Here is an 18,700-nt window from a genome sequence, read left to right on the forward strand (position 1 = left end):
GCGGGTGGTCGGGCAAATCCCCTAACCCCTTAAATAATTTAAATTTTTTCGAAAAAGGTGTTGACGACTTTCGGGGTCGACTATAAGATTCGCCGCACTTGTCGGGCACAGCCTAGCACTGGTTGGCTAAGTCGGGCAGAATGAGTGGTTTAACAGTTCCTTGTTAGCGTCTCGTTCGGTTAGGCTTCAAGCTTAAGCGCCCGTAGCTCAGCTGGATAGAGCATCCGCCTTCTAAGCGGATGGTCGCAGGTTCGAGTCCTGCCGGGTGCGCCATTAGGCAGCTTTGGCAAGCAAGTAGGTTGTAATGCAATATGGTGGGCGTAGCTCAGTTGGTAGAGCGCTGGATTGTGATTCCAGTTGTCGTGGGTTCGATTCCCATCGTCCACCCCATATTTTTCAAGGGCGCCTCGATAGCATCTGGCGCCTTTGTTTTAAGCGTTACGCGGACGTGGTGAAATTGGTAGACACACTGGATTTAGGTTCCAGCGGCGCAAGCTGTAAGAGTTCGAGTCTCTTCGTCCGCACCATGCTTCTGTAAGGTTGTACCGCAAGACCGCAATATGGTGGGCGTAGCTCAGTTGGTAGAGCGCTGGATTGTGATTCCAGTTGTCGTGGGTTCGATTCCCATCGTCCACCCCATATTCCTGAAAGGCGCCTTGATCGTGAGATCGGGCGCCTTTTTGTTTTGGGTCTGCGTAGCGGTGATGAGCCGCGCCTCAGCCAAAACACCTCCTGCCGCTTGTAATCCTCTGGTGGCACCCCAATAAAAGCTGTTAGATTTCAGCCGGTTGAAACACCGGCCTGTTCGGCCGGCAAAGGACATCACGATGATTGCAAAAGAAGCCCGTCAGGCCCTGGCGCTGCAGCGCTTTGCCGAAGCCAATCCGCAGTTGCTCGAGGAGATCCGCGAGCTGGATGCGCGTGAGCAGGCCCAGCAGATCGAGTGGGCGTTCGAGGATGCCGCCGAGGAGCAGGGTATTGAGCCCTGGGAGCTGGCGCTGCAATTGATTGCTGAATCCCCGGAGCAGTTGCAGGCCATGCGCCTGGAAACGCACCGTGAAGTGGCCGAGGCGCTGGGGCTGGAATGGGAGGAGTACTGCCAGTTCAACGACATTGATCCTCAATAAAGGAGGCGAATGCGTTGCGGGTAGTTGTTTGACAAAGTATTTCGGCTGCAGGCCGCCCTCCGGCGCCGTGCAGCCCTGTTGGAAGCAGGCCTGGCGCTGTGCCGTGCGGGCCTTGAAAGTTAATCGACCGGCGTTGTTTTCAGTCGTCCCGTGTGGGGTGACTTCTGCTGCGTGACTCACTAGAATGTTTGCCCTTGATTCTGGAGTCGGGCTAACGCCGGCTAACGTCTGTGCAACGAGGAATATCCATGCAAGTTTCTGTTGAAAACACTTCCGCTCTCGAGCGCCGCATGACCATCGCCGTTCCGGCCGAGCGCGTCGAGAACGAAGTCAACAAGCGTCTGCAGCAGACTGCCAAGCGCGCCAAGATTGCGGGCTTCCGTCCTGGTAAAGTACCGATGACCGTGATCCGTCAGCGTTTCGAGGCGGACGCCCGTCAAGAGGCTTTCGGTGACCTGGTCCAGGCTTCCTTCTACGAAGCCATCGTCGAGCAGAAGCTGAACCCGGCTGGCGCCCCGGCTGTAGAGCCCAAGTCCTTCGAAAAGGGCAAGGATCTGGAGTTCGTCGCCATCTTCGAAGTCTTCCCTGAGTTCACTGTTGCGGGCCTCGAGTCGATCAAGGTCGAGCGCCTGAGCGCCGAAGTGGCTGACAGCGACCTGGACAACATGCTGGAAGTGCTGCGCAAGCAGAACACCCGCTTCGAGGCCGTCGAGCGCGCTGCGCAGAACGACGACCAGGTCAACATCGACTTCGTCGGCAAGGTCGACGGTGAAGCGTTTGCCGGTGGTTCGGCCAAGGGCACCCTGCTGGTGCTGGGCTCCGGCCGCATGATCCCAGGCTTCGAAGAAGGTCTGGTAGGCGCCAAGGCTGGCGAAGAGCGCGTTGTCAACGTGACCTTCCCAGAGGACTACCAGAACCTGGACCTGGCTGGCAAAGCCGCCGAGTTCACCATCACCGTCAACAGCGTTTCGGCACCTGTACTGCCAGAACTGAACGAAGCGTTCTTCGCCCAGTTCGGCATCAAGGAATCGACGCTGGAAGGCTTCCGCGCCGAAGTTCGCAAGAACATGGAGCGTGAGCTGCGTCAGGCGATCAAGACCAAGGTCAAGAACCAGGTCATGGACGGTCTGCTGGCCGCCAACCCGATCGAAGTGCCAAAGGCCCTGCTGGAAAACGAAGTCAACCGTCTGCGCGTGCAGGCAGTTCAGCAGTTTGGTGGCAACATCAAGCCTGAGCAGCTGCCAGTCGAACTGTTCGAAGAGCAAGCCAAGCGCCGCGTCGTGCTGGGCCTGATCGTGGCCGAAGTGGTCAAGCAGTTCGAGCTGAAGCCGGACGACGCCAAGGTTCGCGAGATGATCGAAGAAATGGCTTCGGCTTACCAAGAGCCTGAGCAGGTCATCGCCTGGTACTACAAGAACGACCAGCAACTGAACGAAGTGCGTTCGGTTGTGCTGGAAGAACAAGTTGTAGATACTGTTCTGCAGAAAGCGACTGTGACCGACAAATCGGTCTCGTACGAAGAAGCCGTTAAACCAGCCGAGGCGCCTGCCGCTGCTGAGTAACGGTCTTCTCTCGTAGGAAACCTCCACAAGCCAGCCTTCGAGCTGGCTTGTGCGTATTCAAGCCATGACTATTTGGGAGTGAGCGCAGGACATGTCCCGCAATTCTTATATTCAGCAGAGCTCTGACATCCAGGCCGCAGGCGGCCTGGTCCCGATGGTTATCGAGCAGTCCGCCCGTGGCGAACGCGCTTACGACATCTACTCGCGTCTGTTGAAGGAGCGAGTGATCTTCCTGGTTGGCCCGGTAGAGGACTACATGGCCAACCTCGTCGTTGCGCAACTGCTGTTCCTTGAGGCGGAAAACCCGGACAAGGATATCCATCTGTACATCAACTCGCCGGGCGGCTCCGTCACCGCCGGCATGTCGATCTACGACACCATGCAGTTCATCAAGCCGGACGTTTCGACCATCTGCATCGGCCAGGCCTGCAGCATGGGCGCCTTCCTGCTGGCGGCAGGTGCCAAGGGCAAGCGTCATTGCCTGCCTAACTCGCGCGTGATGATCCACCAGCCGCTGGGCGGCTTCCAGGGTCAGGCCACCGATATCGAGATCCACGCCCAGGAAATCCTCAATATCAAGGCCCGTCTGAACGAGCTGCTGGCCTATCACACCGGCCAGGAACTCGAGACCATCAAGCGTGACACCGAGCGTGACAACTTCATGAGCGCCTCGCGCGCAGCCGAGTACGGCCTGATCGACTCGGTCTATGACAAGCGGCAACTGGCCTCCTGAACCGGGGGGTCAGAGCAGGTGGGCGTCGAAAGCGCCTACCTGCGGACTTGAAAAAGCCCGCAATTGCCTTCATCTTGTGTTGCAAGCCTACCGGATTGGATCGATCGAATGACTGACACCCGTAACGGCGAGGACAGCGGCAAATTGCTTTATTGCTCCTTCTGCGGCAAAAGCCAGCACGAAGTGCGCAAACTGATTGCCGGGCCCTCGGTATTTATCTGCGACGAGTGCGTCGACCTGTGCAACGACATCATCCGTGAGGAGGTGCAGGAAGCCCAGGCCGAGAGCAGCGCGCACAAATTGCCTTCGCCGAAAGAAATCAGCGGCATCCTGGACCAGTACGTGATTGGTCAGGAGCGCGCGAAGAAGGTGCTGGCCGTAGCGGTGTACAACCACTACAAGCGCCTGAACCAGCGTGACAAGAAGGGTGACGAAGTCGAACTGGGCAAGAGCAACATCCTGCTCATCGGGCCAACTGGCTCGGGCAAGACCCTGCTCGCCGAAACCCTGGCACGCCTGTTGAACGTACCGTTTACCATTGCTGACGCCACCACCCTGACCGAGGCCGGTTATGTGGGTGAGGACGTCGAGAACATCATCCAGAAGCTGTTGCAGAAGTGCGACTACGACGTGGAAAAGGCCCAGATGGGCATTGTCTACATCGACGAAATCGACAAGATTTCGCGCAAGTCGGACAACCCGTCCATTACCCGTGATGTCTCGGGCGAGGGCGTGCAGCAGGCACTGCTGAAACTGATCGAGGGCACCGTGGCCTCGGTTCCGCCGCAGGGCGGCCGCAAGCACCCGCAACAGGAATTCCTGCAGGTTGATACCCGCAACATCCTGTTCATCTGTGGTGGTGCGTTCTCGGGCCTGGAAAAGGTCATCCAGAACCGCTCCACCAAAGGTGGCATCGGTTTTGGTGCCGAAGTGCGCAGCAAGGAAGAGGGCAAGAAGGTTGGTGAGTCCCTGCGTGAGGTCGAGCCGGACGATCTGGTCAAGTTTGGCCTGATTCCGGAGTTCGTCGGCCGTCTGCCGGTACTGGCTACCCTTGACGAGCTGGATGAGGCTGCGTTGATGCAGATCCTCACCGAGCCGAAGAATGCCCTGACCAAGCAGTATGCCAAGCTGTTCGAGATGGAAAGCGTCGACCTCGAGTTCCGCAGCGATGCGCTCAAGGCCGTTGCACGCAAGGCCCTGGAGCGCAAGACTGGCGCTCGTGGCCTGCGTTCGATCCTCGAAGGCGTGCTGCTCGATACCATGTATGAGATCCCTTCGAAAAAGGATGTCAGCAAAGTGGTTATCGACGAGAGCGTCATCGAGGGCACCTCGCAGCCGCTGATGATTTACGAAAACAGCGAACCGCAAGCCAAGGCCGCGCCAGACGCCTGATTCAGGCAATGGCCGGTTCTCGGTTGCAAGCAAGAAGGGGGCCTACGGGCCCCTTTCTGCTTTTCCTGTGCAAGCGCTTGTAATTTCCCAAGCCTGCCCCCACATTAGGTCCAAGCATCATTTCCACCGGTTTCCGGCCATAAGGCCGCTGTAGAGGCGAAATCATGAAGACCACCCTCGACTTGCCTCTTTTGCCATTGCGCGATGTCGTTGTTTACCCGCACATGGTTATCCCGCTGTTCGTGGGGCGCGAAAAGTCCATCGAAGCCCTCGAGGCGGCGATGACGGGCGAAAAGCAGATCCTTCTGCTGGCCCAGAAGAATCCAGCCGACGACGATCCGGGTGAGGACGCCCTGTACCGCGTCGGTACCGTTGCCACCGTGCTGCAACTGCTGAAGCTGCCTGATGGCACCGTCAAGGTGCTGGTCGAAGGCGAACAGCGGGGTGCGGTCGAGCGCTTCTCCGAAGTTGAAGGGCACATCTGTGCCGAAGTCTCCCTGATCGACGAAACCGACACTGCCGAGCGCGAGTCGGAAGTGTTCGTGCGCACGCTGCTGTCGCAGTTCGAACAATACGTTCAGCTGGGCAAGAAGGTGCCTGCCGAAGTGCTGTCTTCGCTGAACAGCATCGACGAGCCAGGGCGCCTGGTCGACACCATGGCCGCGCACATGGCCCTGAAGATCGAGCAGAAGCAGGAAATTCTTGAAATCGTCGACTTGACTACCCGTGTCGAGCACGTGCTGGCACTGCTGGATGCCGAAATCGACCTCCTGCAGGTCGAAAAGCGCATTCGCGGCCGGGTCAAGAAGCAGATGGAGCGCAGCCAGCGCGAGTACTACCTGAATGAGCAGATGAAGGCCATTCAGAAAGAACTTGGCGATGGTGATGAAGGCCACAATGAAGTCGAAGAGCTGAAAAAGCGCATCGAAGCCGCAGGTCTGCCTAAGGATGCCTTGACCAAGGCTCAGGCGGAGCTGAACAAGCTCAAGCAAATGTCTCCGATGTCGGCCGAAGCTACCGTGGTGCGCTCGTACCTCGACTGGTTGGTGCAGGTGCCGTGGAAGGCTCAGAGCAAGGTGCGTCTGGACCTGACCAAGGCCGAGGAAATCCTCGATGCCGACCACTATGGCCTGGAAGAGGTCAAGGAACGCATCCTCGAATACCTTGCCGTGCAGAAGCGCGTCAAGAAGATCCGCGGTCCGGTGCTGTGCCTGGTCGGGCCACCCGGTGTCGGCAAGACCTCGCTGGCCGAGTCGATCGCTGCCGCCACCAACCGCAAGTTCGTGCGCATGGCCCTGGGTGGCGTGCGTGACGAGGCCGAGATCCGTGGCCACCGCCGTACCTACATCGGCTCCATGCCGGGTCGCCTGATCCAGAAGATGACCAAGGTGGGCGTGCGCAACCCGTTGTTCCTGCTCGACGAGATCGACAAGATGGGCAGCGACATGCGCGGTGACCCCGCTTCGGCACTGCTGGAAGTGCTCGACCCTGAACAGAACCACAACTTCAACGACCACTACCTGGAGGTCGACTATGACCTCTCGGACGTGATGTTCCTGTGCACCTCGAACTCGATGAACATCCCGCCGGCGCTGCTGGACCGGATGGAAGTCATCCGTCTGCCTGGCTATACCGAGGACGAAAAGATCAACATCGCGGTCAAGTACCTGGTGCCCAAGCAGGTCAAGGCCAACGGCTTGAAGAAGGAAGAGCTGGAAGTCGACATCTCGGCGATTCGCGACATCATCCGCTACTACACCCGTGAAGCCGGTGTGCGGGGCCTGGAGCGGCAAATTGCCAAGGTCTGCCGCAAGGTGGTCAAGGAACATACCGGGCAGAAGCAGGTCAAGGTCAAGGTGGCCAGCGAGCAGCTGGAGCACCTGCTGGGCGTGCGCAAGTTCCGCTATGGCCTGGCCGAGCAGCAGGATCAGATCGGCCAGGTAACCGGCCTGGCCTGGACCCAGGTGGGTGGCGAGTTGCTGACCATCGAGGCCGTGGTCATCCCCGGCAAGGGCCAGTTGATCAAGACCGGCTCGCTGGGCGATGTCATGGTCGAGTCGATTACCGCCGCGCAGACCGTGGTACGCAGCCGCGCCCGCAGCCTGGGGATTGCCGCCGACTTCCACGAGAAGCATGACGTGCACATTCACATGCCTGAGGGCGCCACGCCGAAGGACGGCCCAAGTGCCGGTATCGGAATGTGCACCGCACTGGTGTCGGCGCTGACGCAGATTCCGGTACGTGCCGACGTGGCCATGACCGGCGAAATCACCTTGCGTGGCCAGGTATTGGCCATTGGCGGGCTGAAGGAAAAACTGCTGGCGGCACACCGTGGCGGGATCAAGACGGTGATCATTCCCGAGGAGAATGTTCGCGATCTCAAGGAGATTCCTGAAAATATCAAACAGGATCTTCAGATCAAACCGGTCAAATGGATTGACGAAGTCCTGCAAATTGCGCTGCAATACGCCCCGGAGCCCTTGCCAGATGTGGCTCCGGAGATTGTCGCGAAAGACGAGAAGCGCGACGGCGATGCTAAGGAAAGAATCAGCACGCATTAGTAGTTTTTGGCTGGGGGGCTTTCCTTGACAGTATTTTCGGCGCCTTGCTATAAAGCGGCACGTTATTGTCGCCATGCCTCCCAGCACACGTTTCATAAGCTTTTCATTACATACTTAGAAACAAACTCAATAGAGAAATAAGGGGACTTAGAGTGAACAAGTCGGAACTGATTGACGCTATCGCCGCATCTGCAGACATCCCGAAAGCTGTAGCCGGCCGTGCGCTGGACGCAGTCATCGAATCCGTCACCGGCGCCCTGAAGCAAGGTGACGATGTGGTACTGGTTGGCTTTGGTACCTTCTCGGTCAAGGAGCGCGCCGAGCGTACCGGCCGCAACCCGCAAACCGGCAAGGCAATCAAAATCGAAGCCGCCAAGGTTCCAGGTTTCAAGGCAGGCAAAGGCCTGAAAGACGCCGTCAACTAAGTCGTCTTTCAGCCGGACCCGGCCTGGCCTGGTCCGAGCACGGTGATGGCGGGGCGCAAACGTTCCCGCCTGACACGTTTGCTAAGAAAAGGCGCATCCTCGGATGCGCCTTTCTTTTATCAGGATTCTACCCACGCTCCGCGGTTGTCGACGCAGTGGTACAGCCGTTTCTGGGGGACGCATGCTGCAAAATATCAGGGACAATTCACAAGGTTGGATTGCCAAGACCATCATCGGCCTTATCGTCGTGTTGATGGCATTGACCGGTTTCGAAGCCATTTTCCAGGCCGCCACTCATAGCCAGGACGCCGCCAAGGTGAACGGCCAGACCATCAGCCAGAACGAGCTGAGCCAGGCGGCCGACATGCAGCGCCGTCAACTGATGCAACAGTTGGGCAAGGATTTCGACCCGGCGCTGTTGGATGACAAGTTGCTGCGAGAGGAGGCACTCAAGGGGCTGATCAGCCGCAAGCTGCTGCTGCAAGGTGCTGAGGATGCCAAGTTCGCATTCTCCGAGGCCGCGCTGGATCAGGTGATCTTGCAGACCCCTGAGTTCCAGGTGGACGGCAAGTTCAGCGCTGACCGTTTCGACCAGGTGATCCGCCAGATGGGCTACGGTCGCATGCAGTTCCGCGAGATGCTCGGCGAGGAAATGCTCATCGGCCAACTGCGCACCGGCCTGGCCGGTAGCAGCTTCGTCACCGATCAACAGGTCGATGCTTTTGCTCGCCTGGAGAAGCAGACCCGCGACTTCGCCTCCCTGACGTTCAAGGCCGACCCGGCCGCAGTCAAGGTCAGCGACGAAGAGGTCAAGGCGCACTACGACCAGCACGCCAAGGAGTTCATGTCGCCTGACCAGGTCGTGATCGACTACATCGAGCTGAAGAAGTCGGCGTTCTTCGATCAGGTCAAAGTGACCGACGAAGAGCTCAAGGCCCAGTACGAGAAGGAAATCGCCAACCTGGCCGAGCAGCGTCATGCCGCGCACATCCTCATCGAGGTCAACGACAAGGTCACCGACGCCCAGGCCAAGGCCCGCGCCGAAGAGATCGAGCAGCGTCTGGCCAAGGGTGAGGACTTTGCCGCTTTGGCCAAAGAGTTCTCTCAGGACCCAGGCTCCGCCACCAGCGGTGGTGACCTCGGCTTTGCCGGCCCGGGCGTATACGACCCGGCCTTCGAAGAGGCGCTGTACCAGCTGCAGAATGGCCAGGTATCTGCTCCGGTGCGCACCGAGTTTGGCTACCATCTGATCAAGCTGCTGGGCGTCCAGGCGCCAGAAGTACCGAGCTTTGCCAGCCTGAAGGACAAACTGACCCGCGATCTGAAGATGCCGCTGGTCGAGCAGCGTTATGTCGACGCCAGCAAGCAACTGCAGGATGCTGCCTACGAGGCTTCCGACCTGGCCCAGCCGGCCCAGGACCTGAACCTCAAGGTGCACACCTCCGCGGCCTTCGGCCGTGAGGGCGGTGAAGGCATTACCGCCAACCGTGCGGTGGTGCAGGCGGCGTTCTCTGAAGAAGTGCTGGATGAGGGTGCCAATAGCACCGCCATCGAGCTCGACCCTGAGACCACCGTGGTGCTGCGCGTCAAGGAACACCGCAAACCAGAGCAACTGCCGCTGGACGCTGTGGCCAAGAACATCAGGGAGCACCTGGCCAAAGAGAAGGCGACTGCCGAACTCAAGGCCAAGGCGGACAAGCTGATTGCCGGCCTGCGTGACGGTTCCATCGCAGCAGGCAGCGTTCACGAAGGCCAAGGCTGGAAAGCCTATGAGGCAGTCACCCGTGGTGAGGACGGTATTGACCCGGCCGAACTGCAGGCACTGTTCCGTCTGGGCAAGCCGCAAGCCAAGGACAAGCCTGTTTATGGCAGTGTGGTGCTGCGTGACGGAAGCCTGGTGGTGTTGCAGCTCAAGGGTGTGAACGACGGCGCTACCGCCACCGACGAAGAGAAGCAGCAGATTCGCCGCTACCTCGCGTCCCGTGCTGGCCAGCAGGACTTTGCGGCTTACCGCAAGCAGCTGGAAGCCAATGCAGACATCACCCGTTACTAAGGTGTTCGTTGCATGAAGAAACAGGCCGCCTCGTGCGGCCTGTTTCGTTTTCGCCAGCCGCGAGCACGGTCATTGTCGAGCACCACACCGCCTTCAGGTGCGGCGCCAACCAGGTGCTACCGCTTCACCCCTTCATAACTGTCCAGCGTATCGCGTGCAATCTCTCGCCCCAGGGCGATGAGCTCCGGCGCTTTGTAGAACTCGAAAAACCGGCACACCCGCTTGGGCACGTTGATCAGCACATCCGGTGGATAGCCGGCAATCTTGTACTGTGCCAACGAAGTCTGCATGACCTCGAAGCTCTGGTTGATCAAATCCAGCAGCGAGGCTGGCCCCACGTTGTCGATGATGAAAGAGCCGGTGGCCGACTTCGGTGCGCCCTCGCGCTCCGGGGCCGCTGCCGGTTGCTGGTTTTCCGGGTCGGCGCTGTCGGCAAGCCACGGGCTTGGCGGTGCCAACCCCTCGGCGACGATTTCCTTTTCGATGCGGATCAGCTCTTCCGCCGGTTTGCGCCGGAATGGCAAGCGTGAACCCAGCGAGCTCAACAAGGCGTCAAAGCGCATCTTGAATGCCGCCGGGCGCTCGATCACCGGCAACTGGTACTGCTTCTGGTTGGTGGCGTTGAGGTTGACCGCGATGATCAGGTCGCAATGGCTGGACACCACCGGCACGATTGGCAGCGGGTTGAGGATGCCACCGTCGACAAGCATGCGGTTGCCTTGCATCACTGGCGTGAACAGGCTGGGAATGGCCGCAGAGGCGCGCATGGCCTGATGCAGGCAACCCTCCTGGAACCAGATTTCCTGCTGGTTGGTAAGGTCGGCGGCCACTGCGGTGTAGGGTATGCGCAGTTGCTCGATGTTTATCTCGCCGACGATCTTGCGGATCTGCCCGAACACCTTGTCGCCGCGAATCGCACCGAGGCGAAAGCTGACGTCGACCAGGCGCAGCACATCCAGGTAGTCGAGGCTTTCGATCCAGTTGCGATACTCGTCCAGCTTGCCGGCGGCATAGATACCGCCAATCACCGCGCCCATGGAACACCCTGCGACGCAGGCTATGTCGTAGCCGCGGCGCTCGATTTCTTCGATCACGCCGATGTGTGCATACCCTCGGGCGCCGCCCGATCCCAGTACCAGTGCCACACGTTTACTCATGAACATTCCCCGGCCAGTGCCATCATGGTCCTACAATGCACCCATCGCTGCCTGTGCTTCAATGTAGATCGTGCTGAGCTACTGTAATAAAACTGGCCAGGCAAAGCCGGCTGGGCATGGCACTTTCCAGCTGTCGGAGCGTCGAACAGCCACCGTTTTTCCATAGAGGTATTACTGATGAAAGCCTGGATCTGCCTTCCACTGATTGCCTTGGCCCTAGCTGGCTGCGCGGGCAAGACGGCCTACCGTGACAGCTGCGCGACCCAGCTGGATGCCGCCTGGAAGGAGCTGGACCTGGCCAAGGCCGAAGGCTTTGCCGGTGCTGTAAGTTATTCCAAGGCCTTGTCACTGCTGACCGGGGCCAAGACCCAGCAGCAGTTCGAAGGCTACGAAAGCTGTACCCGCAAAGCCGAAAAGGCGCGGTTCTACATTCGTGAATCTCGCGCCGGGCGCTGAACAGGGAGCATCGTATGTCTGCCATGCTCGACCATGTCGTTGCCCAGATACTGACCTTGCAGGTGCGCTTGCTGGCCTGTCGTGAACGCCTGGCTGCCAATACCGACAGCGAGGCCTTGCACGACTTGCGTATCACCTTGCGGCGCCTGCGCAGTCTGCTGAGGCCGCTGCGTGGGCTGCCGGGTGTGGAGCAACTGGAGGATGCTGCACGTTCGCTGGGTACCCTTACCACGCCGCTGCGTGATCGCGAGGTGCTGGCGGCTGAGCTGATCGGGCGCGGTCATGCGGCAGCCGGGCAGCGGCGTCTGGAGGGGCGTGACAGGACCTTCGCCAGTGTCGCTGCCAGCCCACAGCTGGCCAGGGTATTGGCGATTCTCGACGCCTTTCCATTGTTCCTGCGGGCGGCGGACCGGGAGGGGCTGGTCAAGTCGCTGGGCAAGCGTATCGACAAGCGCCTGGTCAAGCAGTGGCGCAAGTTGCACAAAGCGTTGCAGGACCCGGCTCACGATCGCCACCGCCTGCGTTTGCTGATCAAGCGTGCGCGCTATGGCGATGAGGCCTACCCACAACTCGATCACGCAGGGAAGAAACTGCAACGTCTGTTGAAAAAGGCACAGGGCAACCTGGGGGATTGGCACGACCGCCTGCAATGGCTGCTGCAAGCCCGCGATCATGCCGACCTGCTCCCCTGCAAGGCTGGTTGGGAGCAGGAGTTGCATGAGGCGGAGCGCCAGTCAGATGTGACGCTGGATGCCCTGCAAGAGGCGCTGGCGCGGCGTTATCACGGAAAATGACCGATATGCGGGCTGATTGCCCGGCGTTTGCTGGCTAGGATGAGCGGACCTTTTTCTTTGCAGGCAGGAGCCGGCCAATGAATTTCAACCAACTCCTCGACGCCGTACGGGCCAACCCGGATTCCGTCAGCATTCCGCCCAGCTGGGCCCAGGGGCGCGCTGCCTTTGGTGGCCTGATGGCGGCCATGGTGTATGAAACCATGCGCCTTAGGCTCTGCGACAGCCGCCCGGTACGCTCATTGGCCATCAGCTTCGTGGCGCCAGCGGCTGCGGATGTGCCCATCCGCTTCGAGGTGGAGGTTTTGCGCGAAGGCAAGGCGGTTAGCACGCTGTTGGGCCGCGCGGTTCAGGATGGCCAGGTGGTGACTTTGGTGCAGGGCAATTTCGGTGCGGGCCGCCCTTCGGTGGTCGAAGTGCCGGCGTTACCGGCCATTGAAATGCCTGCGCTCGAAGAGGCGGCCCCGGAGTTGCCCTATATCAAAGGCGTTACCCCGGAGTTCATGCGCCATGTGGCCCTGCGCTGGGCAGTAGGCGGGCTGCCGTTCAGTGGCAATCAGTCGCGCAAGATGGGCGGCTGGGTGCGTTTGCGGGATGTGGCTGACGAGCCGGTGAACGAGGCGCACTTGCTGGCGTTGGTGGATGCGTGGCCGCCCAGCCTTATGCCGTTTCTCAAGCAGCCCGCTGCGGGCAGTACGCTGACCTGGACCATCGAGTTCATCCAGCCAACGGCGAAGCTGTCGACCCTGGATTGGTGCCGGTACTGTGTGGAGACCGAGCATGCGCGGGATGGCTATGGTCATGCTGCCGCGGCGTTGTGGACGGCGCAGGGCGAGTTGTTGGCCTTGAGCCGGCAGACCGTCACCGTTTTCGCCTGATCCTTACCAGGCTGCTCACAAGCAGTGCTCCGGCAGCTGGCTCAGTGTCGGTGCTTGTGCCGTTCGCGCCAGGCCTTCCACCAGGCCCCGCTCACCACAAAGCGCGGAAAGGTGATGAACTGTTCGGTCAGTAAGCGCTGCACGGCATCCTGGCGGTTGGCGAACGGCTCGGGCTGCTGGGCTTCAAGGCGGTGGCCTTGGCGCTGCAGGCCCAGCGCGGCGACCAGGGCAATCACACCCACCGCGATCTGGCCGAGGTCGAAACCGAACAGGCCGGACAGCACCAGTAGTGTCCCTAGAATGAACAACGGCACAGCAATGAGGTGCAGCACCAGGTTGGCCGGGTGGCGGTGATTATGGTGATAGCCGCGCCATTGCCAGGCGGGAAGATTGGGCAGGCGTTTGCTCATGGGGATTTCCTCTCGGTCATGCCCAAAGCTTAGTGCGGCCCCCACGCGGGGGCCAATCGAAGCTGGCTATGGTGACTATAGCTTGAGCTGGCCAATGGCCTTGTTCAGTTCGCCGGCCAGGGTCGCCAGTTCGCTGCTGGTGGTCGCTGAACCGACCGTCTGCTGCACGGTCCGCTCGGTGACATCGCGGATGCTGACCACCGCGCGGTTCATTTCTTCGGCTACCTGGCTTTGCTGCTCGGCCGCTACAGCGATCTGGGTATTGCTTTCGCGCATCTGCGCCACGGCACCGGTGATTTCAGCCAGCGCCTCACCGGCTTCCTGTGCCTGACGCACACAGTCGTCGGCCTTGTACGAACTCTCCTGCATGAACTCCACCGCATCGCGGGTGCCCGACTGCAGGGCCGAAACCATGGTGGTGATCTCATCCGTGGAGGTTTGTACGCGTTTGGCCAGGTTGCGCACTTCATCGGCCACCACGGCAAAGCCACGGCCCAGGTCACCGGCGCGCGCGGCTTCGATGGCAGCGTTAAGCGCCAGCAAGTTGGTCTGTTCGGCAATACTGTGGATCACACTGACTACACCGTTGATCTTCTGGCTGTCCTCGGCTAGCTGTCGAATCATCTCGGCAGTTTGTTGCACGCCGCTGGAAAGCCCGGAAATCGAATCCTGCACTCGGCTGACCACCGCTTGACCGCTGCCGGCCAAGGTGTCGGCGGTTTGTGACAAATCGCGGGTGGCACCGGCGTGCTGGGCAATGTGGTGCACGGTCGCCGACATTTCGTTGATGGCAGTCGCGGCCTGGTCGGTTTCACTCTGCTGGCCGAGCATGCCATGGCGTACGTCGCTCATGCTGGCGGCCAGGCGTGCAGCGCCCGAGTCCAACTGTGCTGCGCTGTGGGCGACGGTGCTGACCACGCGGTGATAGGTGGACTGCATGGCGTTGAAGGCCCCGGCCATCTGGCCGACCTCGTCGCCACTGGCTAGCGGTACGCGGGCCGACAGGTCGCCGGTTTTTTCCACGTGCAGCATCACGTCCTTGAGGGTGTTGAGTTGGCTGAGCAGGAAGCGGATCAGCAGTTGGGAGGCGCCGAGCATGGCCAGCATCAGGATCAGCACACACACCGCGTAATTGCTGAAACGATCGAAGAAGACCTGGCGCAAGCTGGGTGACTGGGCCAGCACAGCTAACTGCTGGTCGCCACTGCGCAGCACCTGTGCGCCACGCAGTGGGTTTTCGCCGAGGACCCAGGCGCTCGGCAGTGCTACCCAGCCTTGGGCGTTGCGCAGGGCATCGAGCGCCTCCCCGGCGTAGGTTGGCGTTTGCCCGGTTGACCAACTGATGACGTTGGCCGGGCGTGGCAGTGCTTGCCCGGCTGGCCAGGCGGCCAGCAACTGGGCTTGTGCGACCGCCTGGCTCTGAGCCGCCTCGGCACGTGCGCGTTGCTCCAGGTGCACGGCGTACAGCACCAGCAGCAAGGTGGTGACAAAGGCCACTGCGTTGACGGCCCAGAACTTGTACTTCAGGGAAACATTGCTAAGCCAGGCACCCATGGGCAGGTCTTCTCTGAGTTGAGCGGAAACAATATTGGCAAGGTGCCATCATTGTGCCCTCATCCTCCTAGACATGTGTTGATGCATATCAACTGTGTTCACCCGCCCCGCAGAAACACGCGAGACTCAGGGGAGCTGGAAGAAAGCCCGCGCCGTTGCCGTGGTATGCGCCGCCGTGTGCTCGGCTGATTCACCGCGATGCGAGGCCACCTCGCGCAGTACCTCCGGCAAGAACGCCGGCTCGTTGCGCCCGCTCTTGGGCTTGGGCCGCAAGCTGCGCGGCAGCAGGTAGGGCGCGTCGCTTTCCAGCATCAGCCGGCCTTGAGGAATGTTGCCCACCAGCGGGTGCAGGTGAGTGCCGCGGCGTTCGTCGCAGATCCAGCCGGTAATGCCGATGTGCAGGTCCAGGTCCAGGTAGGCGAACAGCGCCTCACGCTCACCGGTGAAGCAGTGCACCACCGCGCCGGTCAGGTGGTCGCGGTAGTCCTTGAGAATCGCCAGCAAGCGCTCGCTGGCATCGCGCTCGTGCAGGAACACCGGCAGGCGCAGCTCCGCAGCCAGTGTCAGCTGGGCTTCCAAGGCTTTTTCCTGCAGCGGGCGAGGGGAAAAGTCGCGGTTGAAATCCAGGCCGCATTCGCCCACCGCGCGTACGCGCGGTTCACTCAGCAACCGTCGCAGCTGGCGCTCGCTGTCGGCATCCCAGGCCTTGGCATCGTGAGGGTGCACGCCGGCCGTGGCGAACAGGTGGGCGCCGCTTGCATCCAGTTGATGGCACAGTTCCAGGGCTTGTTCGCTGACCGCCAGGCTGGTGCCTGTCAGCAGCATTTGCGTAACGCCGGCCTCCAGCGCGCGCTCGACGATTGCGGCCTGTTGGTCGTGGAAACTGCTGTTGGTCAGGTTGACGCCGATATCGATCAGTTGCATGGTGCTATCTCGTGCCGCGGGGCGGCCAGCATAGCAAAAAGCGCGTTTTTCTGAAAAAACCAAGAACTTCATGCTGTTGCCGTGGTCATTTACCGTCGTTTATCACTTGGCGGTGCAACCCATGGATGCCGCTCACCGACCACGGACACGTTTTCGCATGCAGCGATGCTGGCTCATTTTTCTGCTGACGCTGGGGTTGATCTTTACCGGCCCCGTCCAGGCGCGCTCGCCGGGCCCACAGCAGCACATACCGCCTGCCAAGGTGCGTGACCTGCCGCAGATTCGCACCAGCAAAGTACTGCGAGTGCTGGTCAACCAGAGCCGCAACAGTTCCGGTGAGGTCAAGGGCGAGCCAGTCGGCATCGAGTATTATCGGCTGCGTGCCCTGGAGCATTTCCTCAATGCTCGTACTGCCGACGACCAGCAGATCCAGCTAAAGCTCATCCCGCGGGCCAAGGAACAGTTGCTGGGCGCCCTGGCCCGCGGCGAGGGTGACCTGGCCGCGCCAGGCGAGCTGCTTGACCCCACTACGGTGAGCGGTGTCCGCAGCAGTGCGCCGATACTCGACCAAGTGCCGCTGATGCTGGTCGGGCGCAAAGGCGAGCGAAGTTTCAGCAAGGTCGAACAGCTGTCAGGGCGTACCGTGGCGTTGACCAGCGCCAGTGCTGCCGGACCGCTGATCCAGCAGGTCAACCAGCAACTGGCACTGCGCAAGCGGCCGCCGATCAAAGTGGAGTGGGTCGATTCGACGCTGGCGGTGGAGGATGTGCTGGAGATGGTACAGGCAGGCATCTACCACCTGACCATGGTCGAGCAGCCCATTGCCCGGCGTTGGGCCCGGGTTATGCCGCGCCTGCGCCTGGACAGCCGGGTGCGCCTGGGTGCGCCGCAAGCCATGCGCTGGTATGTAGGGCGTGATGCGCCGCAATTGTTGGCCGCAGTCGATCACTTTCTGCAAGGTTACCGCGCGCCAGATAACCAGGATGCGGCGTTCGAGCGCATCTACCGCCGCCAGTACCGGGTACACAACCCGTTGGCCAGCAAGGACCGCCAGCGTCTGGCATCGGTGCGGGCGGTGTTGCAGAAGCATGGCCAGGCGCAACAGATCGACTGGCTCAACCTGGCTGCATTGGCCTTCAAGGAGTCGACGCTCAACCCGGCTGCACGCGGTACTGGCGGTGCCCATGGCCTGATGCAGATTACCCCTTCGGCAGCCCAGCGGGTGGGGGTGAGCAACACTGCAACGGTAGATGGCAATGTCTTGGCCAGTGCCCGTTACCTGGCGCTTATCCGGCGCAAGTTTTTTGCCAGTGCCAAGATCAACGAGCGTGAGCGCATGGCCTTTGTGCTGGCAGCCTACAACCTTGGCCCCGAGCGGGTTCAGGCCATGCGCGCAGAGGCTCGACGGCGAGGTCTAAACGGTAACCAGTGGTTCTTCCAGACTGAACGCATCGCCATGGAGCAAGTGGGGATGGGACCGGTCAATTTCGTCAATAGCATCAACAAGTACTACCTGGCCTTCAACCGCGAACGCGCGGCACTGGAGCGCGTGGCGAAGCGTTAAAATCGATTTTATCGATTGTTATGTTGGGTTTTTTGCGATTTTCATATCAATAGAATTGATTATGATGGCGCCCATACCCACACAACTGCTTCACTTCAAGGACGCTTCGACATGAAAAACACTACCCTCAACGCGCTGTTCTCTACACGTGCTGGCGCTGGCTTGAGCGTTATCCGCATCCTGGTCGGCATCATCTTCATGGCTCATGGTGCGCAAAAACTCTTCGGCCTGTTCGGTGGCTACGGCCTGGAAGGCACCGGCCAATGGATGGAAAGCATCGGCCTGGCGCCGGGTTATCTGATGGCCCTGCTGTCCGGCAGTGCCGAATTCTTCGGCGGCCTGGCCTTGGTGGTCGGCCTGCTGGCTCGCCCGGCGGCCCTGGCGCTGACGGTGACCTTGGTAGTGGCGATCGTTTCGGTGCACATCGGCAACGGCCTGTTCATGTCCAACAACGGCTATGAGTTCGCCCTGGCGCTGTTGGCCGGCACTGTTGCAGTCATGATCGAAGGCGCTGGCCGCTTCTCGCTCGACCGCCTGATCGCCCGGTAATCAGCTGCAAGCTGTGAGCTACGAGCCGCAGGCAAGCGCGGGCCAATACTCGGCGTGTTCTTGCTTGCGGCTTGTCGCTTGCAACTTGGGGCTCATCGCTCTAGCATACCGCCTGCGCCGATTTAAACAGCTACTTGCGGGGCGCAGGAAAGCCCCACCTCCGGGCCGTCCGAAATACCGCTAAAGCGCTGGTTCGGTGACGCCTCCCACCGCTGCCCAGCGGGATTCGCGAGGCGGAGAGAAGCTCCATGAGTTGCCCACGTACCAGTGTCTGTTTAAGCCCTTTGCCTGCCAGCCAGGCGTCCCGCACACCGCGCATCCTGCTCGGCGGCCGGCATCAACCCACCCTTTTGCGTCATCTTGAAGGCCTGTCACGGCGCAAGGGGCAGGCGCGTGCCTTTCTGATCCAGTTCGCCGACAGTGGCTGCCACCTCGCGCAGTATGGCAATGACCGTTTCGACCTGGCTGTGATCCAGGCGCCGGCACCGGACGAGGCCGCCGAAGTCATAGGCCATCTCACCCGCATCGCGCGTCAAGGCCTGATTACCCGCCGCTGAGGAATGC

At 60.7% G+C, this 18,700-nt stretch carries 17 protein-coding genes and 4 tRNA genes; 17 read left to right on the top strand and 4 right to left on the bottom strand.

The window, feature by feature from the left end; genetic code table 11:
- Nucleotides 1–196: 196 nt before the first annotated feature.
- The 11 genes from AA098_RS09850 (at nucleotide 197) to AA098_RS09900 (ending at nucleotide 9,853) form a co-directional block, all read left to right on the top strand.
- A tRNA-Arg gene (locus AA098_RS09850) sits at nucleotides 197–273 on the top strand.
- A gap of 41 nt (nucleotides 274–314) precedes the next feature.
- Nucleotides 315–390: transfer RNA gene (locus tag AA098_RS09855), tRNA-His, on the top strand.
- Nucleotides 391–442: 52 nt separating this feature from the next.
- Nucleotides 443–527, top strand: a tRNA-Leu gene (locus tag AA098_RS09860).
- Nucleotides 528–563: 36 nt separating this feature from the next.
- Nucleotides 564–639: transfer RNA gene (locus AA098_RS09865), tRNA-His, on the top strand.
- 188 nt (nucleotides 640–827) lie between these two features.
- The gene (locus tag AA098_RS09870) at nucleotides 828–1,127 is read left to right on the top strand and encodes a DUF6388 family protein (protein ID WP_003250236.1); all 300 of its coding nucleotides are present in this window, start codon (nucleotides 828–830) and stop codon (nucleotides 1,125–1,127) included.
- Between the two features lie 248 nt (nucleotides 1,128–1,375).
- Nucleotides 1,376–2,689: a trigger factor gene (gene tig / locus AA098_RS09875; RefSeq protein ID WP_003250238.1), complete on the top strand. Its 1,314-nt coding sequence runs from the start codon at nucleotides 1,376–1,378 to the stop codon at nucleotides 2,687–2,689.
- A gap of 91 nt (nucleotides 2,690–2,780) precedes the next feature.
- On the top strand, nucleotides 2,781–3,422 hold the full coding sequence (clpP, locus tag AA098_RS09880; RefSeq protein ID WP_003250240.1) for an ATP-dependent Clp endopeptidase proteolytic subunit ClpP: 642 nt from the start codon (nucleotides 2,781–2,783) through the stop codon (nucleotides 3,420–3,422).
- 108 nt (nucleotides 3,423–3,530) lie between these two features.
- Complete coding sequence (gene clpX / locus AA098_RS09885; RefSeq protein ID WP_003250242.1) at nucleotides 3,531–4,814, top strand: ATP-dependent Clp protease ATP-binding subunit ClpX; 1,284 nt, start codon at nucleotides 3,531–3,533, stop codon at nucleotides 4,812–4,814.
- A gap of 164 nt (nucleotides 4,815–4,978) precedes the next feature.
- Complete coding sequence (gene lon, locus AA098_RS09890; RefSeq protein WP_064614132.1) at nucleotides 4,979–7,375, top strand: endopeptidase La; 2,397 nt, start codon at nucleotides 4,979–4,981, stop codon at nucleotides 7,373–7,375.
- A gap of 152 nt (nucleotides 7,376–7,527) precedes the next feature.
- Entirely contained in the window at nucleotides 7,528–7,800 is a 273-nt protein-coding gene (gene hupB, locus AA098_RS09895) for a nucleoid-associated protein HU-beta (protein WP_003250246.1), read from the top strand.
- A 181-nt stretch (nucleotides 7,801–7,981) separates the two neighbouring features.
- The gene (locus tag AA098_RS09900) at nucleotides 7,982–9,853 is read left to right on the top strand and encodes a SurA N-terminal domain-containing protein (protein WP_003250248.1); all 1,872 of its coding nucleotides are present in this window, start codon (nucleotides 7,982–7,984) and stop codon (nucleotides 9,851–9,853) included.
- 116 nt (nucleotides 9,854–9,969) lie between these two features.
- Here the strand turns inward: AA098_RS09900 and AA098_RS09905 are convergent, their stop codons facing one another.
- Nucleotides 9,970–11,010 carry a patatin-like phospholipase family protein gene (locus tag AA098_RS09905; protein WP_003250250.1) on the bottom strand — a complete coding sequence of 347 codons (1,041 nt, stop codon included), beginning with the start codon at nucleotides 11,008–11,010 and terminating at the stop codon, nucleotides 9,970–9,972.
- A gap of 177 nt (nucleotides 11,011–11,187) precedes the next feature.
- Here AA098_RS09905 and AA098_RS09910 point away from each other — a divergent pair, with 177 nt between their 5' ends.
- The 3 genes from AA098_RS09910 (at nucleotide 11,188) to AA098_RS09920 (ending at nucleotide 13,135) form a co-directional block, all read left to right on the top strand.
- Entirely contained in the window at nucleotides 11,188–11,466 is a 279-nt protein-coding gene (locus tag AA098_RS09910) for a lipoprotein (RefSeq protein ID WP_003250254.1), read from the top strand.
- A 14-nt stretch (nucleotides 11,467–11,480) separates the two neighbouring features.
- Nucleotides 11,481–12,260 carry a CHAD domain-containing protein gene (locus AA098_RS09915; RefSeq protein ID WP_003250256.1) on the top strand — a complete coding sequence of 260 codons (780 nt, stop codon included), beginning with the start codon at nucleotides 11,481–11,483 and terminating at the stop codon, nucleotides 12,258–12,260.
- A gap of 77 nt (nucleotides 12,261–12,337) precedes the next feature.
- A complete protein-coding gene (locus AA098_RS09920; RefSeq protein WP_054888655.1) occupies nucleotides 12,338–13,135 on the top strand; it encodes an acyl-CoA thioesterase II in 798 nt (265 codons plus the stop codon).
- 41 nt (nucleotides 13,136–13,176) lie between these two features.
- Here AA098_RS09920 and AA098_RS09925 read toward each other — a convergent pair whose 3' ends face one another.
- The 3 genes from AA098_RS09925 to AA098_RS09935 all read right to left on the bottom strand — a co-directional run bounded on the left by AA098_RS09925 (nucleotide 13,177) and on the right by AA098_RS09935 (nucleotide 16,023).
- Nucleotides 13,177–13,545, bottom strand: coding sequence for an Mpo1-like protein (locus AA098_RS09925; RefSeq protein ID WP_003250260.1), 369 nt, complete (start codon nucleotides 13,543–13,545; stop codon nucleotides 13,177–13,179).
- A 75-nt stretch (nucleotides 13,546–13,620) separates the two neighbouring features.
- Nucleotides 13,621–15,099: a methyl-accepting chemotaxis protein gene (locus AA098_RS09930; RefSeq protein WP_003250263.1), complete on the bottom strand. Its 1,479-nt coding sequence runs from the start codon at nucleotides 15,097–15,099 to the stop codon at nucleotides 13,621–13,623.
- A 126-nt stretch (nucleotides 15,100–15,225) separates the two neighbouring features.
- Nucleotides 15,226–16,023, bottom strand: a complete 798-nt coding sequence (locus tag AA098_RS09935) for a TatD family hydrolase (RefSeq protein ID WP_003250265.1) — start codon at nucleotides 16,021–16,023, stop codon at nucleotides 15,226–15,228.
- Between the two features lie 157 nt (nucleotides 16,024–16,180).
- On the opposite strand from AA098_RS09935, the gene AA098_RS09940 reads away from it, so the two are divergent.
- From AA098_RS09940 to AA098_RS09950, 3 genes are all read left to right on the top strand, one after another.
- A complete protein-coding gene (locus tag AA098_RS09940) occupies nucleotides 16,181–17,587 on the top strand; it encodes a transglycosylase SLT domain-containing protein (RefSeq protein ID WP_004576793.1) in 1,407 nt (468 codons plus the stop codon).
- A 111-nt stretch (nucleotides 17,588–17,698) separates the two neighbouring features.
- Nucleotides 17,699–18,136, top strand: coding sequence for a DoxX family protein (locus tag AA098_RS09945; RefSeq protein WP_003250269.1), 438 nt, complete (start codon nucleotides 17,699–17,701; stop codon nucleotides 18,134–18,136).
- A 248-nt stretch (nucleotides 18,137–18,384) separates the two neighbouring features.
- Nucleotides 18,385–18,693 carry a hypothetical protein gene (locus AA098_RS09950; protein WP_003250272.1) on the top strand — a complete coding sequence of 103 codons (309 nt, stop codon included), beginning with the start codon at nucleotides 18,385–18,387 and terminating at the stop codon, nucleotides 18,691–18,693.
- The last annotated feature ends 7 nt before the right edge of the window (nucleotides 18,694–18,700 follow it).

Origin of the sequence: Pseudomonas sp. JY-Q, from assembly GCF_001655295.1 — a bacterium.
Lineage (GTDB): Bacteria > Pseudomonadota > Gammaproteobacteria > Pseudomonadales > Pseudomonadaceae > Aquipseudomonas > Aquipseudomonas alloputida.

Excerpts from the sequence above, each read along its gene's own strand:
- AA098_RS09870 (WP_003250236.1), top strand. The coding sequence starts at position 828 with ATGATTGCAAAAGAAGCCCGTCAGGCCCTGGCGCTGCAGCGCTTTGCC.
- tig (WP_003250238.1), top strand. The coding sequence starts at position 1,376 with ATGCAAGTTTCTGTTGAAAACACTTCCGCTCTCGAGCGCCGCATGACC.
- clpP (WP_003250240.1), top strand. The coding sequence starts at position 2,781 with ATGTCCCGCAATTCTTATATTCAGCAGAGCTCTGACATCCAGGCCGCA.
- clpX (WP_003250242.1), top strand. The coding sequence starts at position 3,531 with ATGACTGACACCCGTAACGGCGAGGACAGCGGCAAATTGCTTTATTGC.
- lon (WP_064614132.1), top strand. The coding sequence starts at position 4,979 with ATGAAGACCACCCTCGACTTGCCTCTTTTGCCATTGCGCGATGTCGTT.
- AA098_RS09900 (WP_003250248.1), top strand. The coding sequence starts at position 7,982 with ATGCTGCAAAATATCAGGGACAATTCACAAGGTTGGATTGCCAAGACC.
- AA098_RS09905 (WP_003250250.1), bottom strand. The coding sequence starts at position 11,010 with ATGAGTAAACGTGTGGCACTGGTACTGGGATCGGGCGGCGCCCGAGGG.
- AA098_RS09910 (WP_003250254.1), top strand. The coding sequence starts at position 11,188 with ATGAAAGCCTGGATCTGCCTTCCACTGATTGCCTTGGCCCTAGCTGGC.
- AA098_RS09915 (WP_003250256.1), top strand. The coding sequence starts at position 11,481 with ATGTCTGCCATGCTCGACCATGTCGTTGCCCAGATACTGACCTTGCAG.
- AA098_RS09920 (WP_054888655.1), top strand. The coding sequence starts at position 12,338 with ATGAATTTCAACCAACTCCTCGACGCCGTACGGGCCAACCCGGATTCC.
- AA098_RS09925 (WP_003250260.1), bottom strand. The coding sequence starts at position 13,545 with ATGAGCAAACGCCTGCCCAATCTTCCCGCCTGGCAATGGCGCGGCTAT.
- AA098_RS09930 (WP_003250263.1), bottom strand. The coding sequence starts at position 15,099 with ATGGGTGCCTGGCTTAGCAATGTTTCCCTGAAGTACAAGTTCTGGGCC.
- AA098_RS09935 (WP_003250265.1), bottom strand. The coding sequence starts at position 16,023 with ATGCAACTGATCGATATCGGCGTCAACCTGACCAACAGCAGTTTCCAC.
- AA098_RS09940 (WP_004576793.1), top strand. The coding sequence starts at position 16,181 with ATGCAGCGATGCTGGCTCATTTTTCTGCTGACGCTGGGGTTGATCTTT.
- AA098_RS09945 (WP_003250269.1), top strand. The coding sequence starts at position 17,699 with ATGAAAAACACTACCCTCAACGCGCTGTTCTCTACACGTGCTGGCGCT.
- AA098_RS09950 (WP_003250272.1), top strand. The coding sequence starts at position 18,385 with ATGAGTTGCCCACGTACCAGTGTCTGTTTAAGCCCTTTGCCTGCCAGC.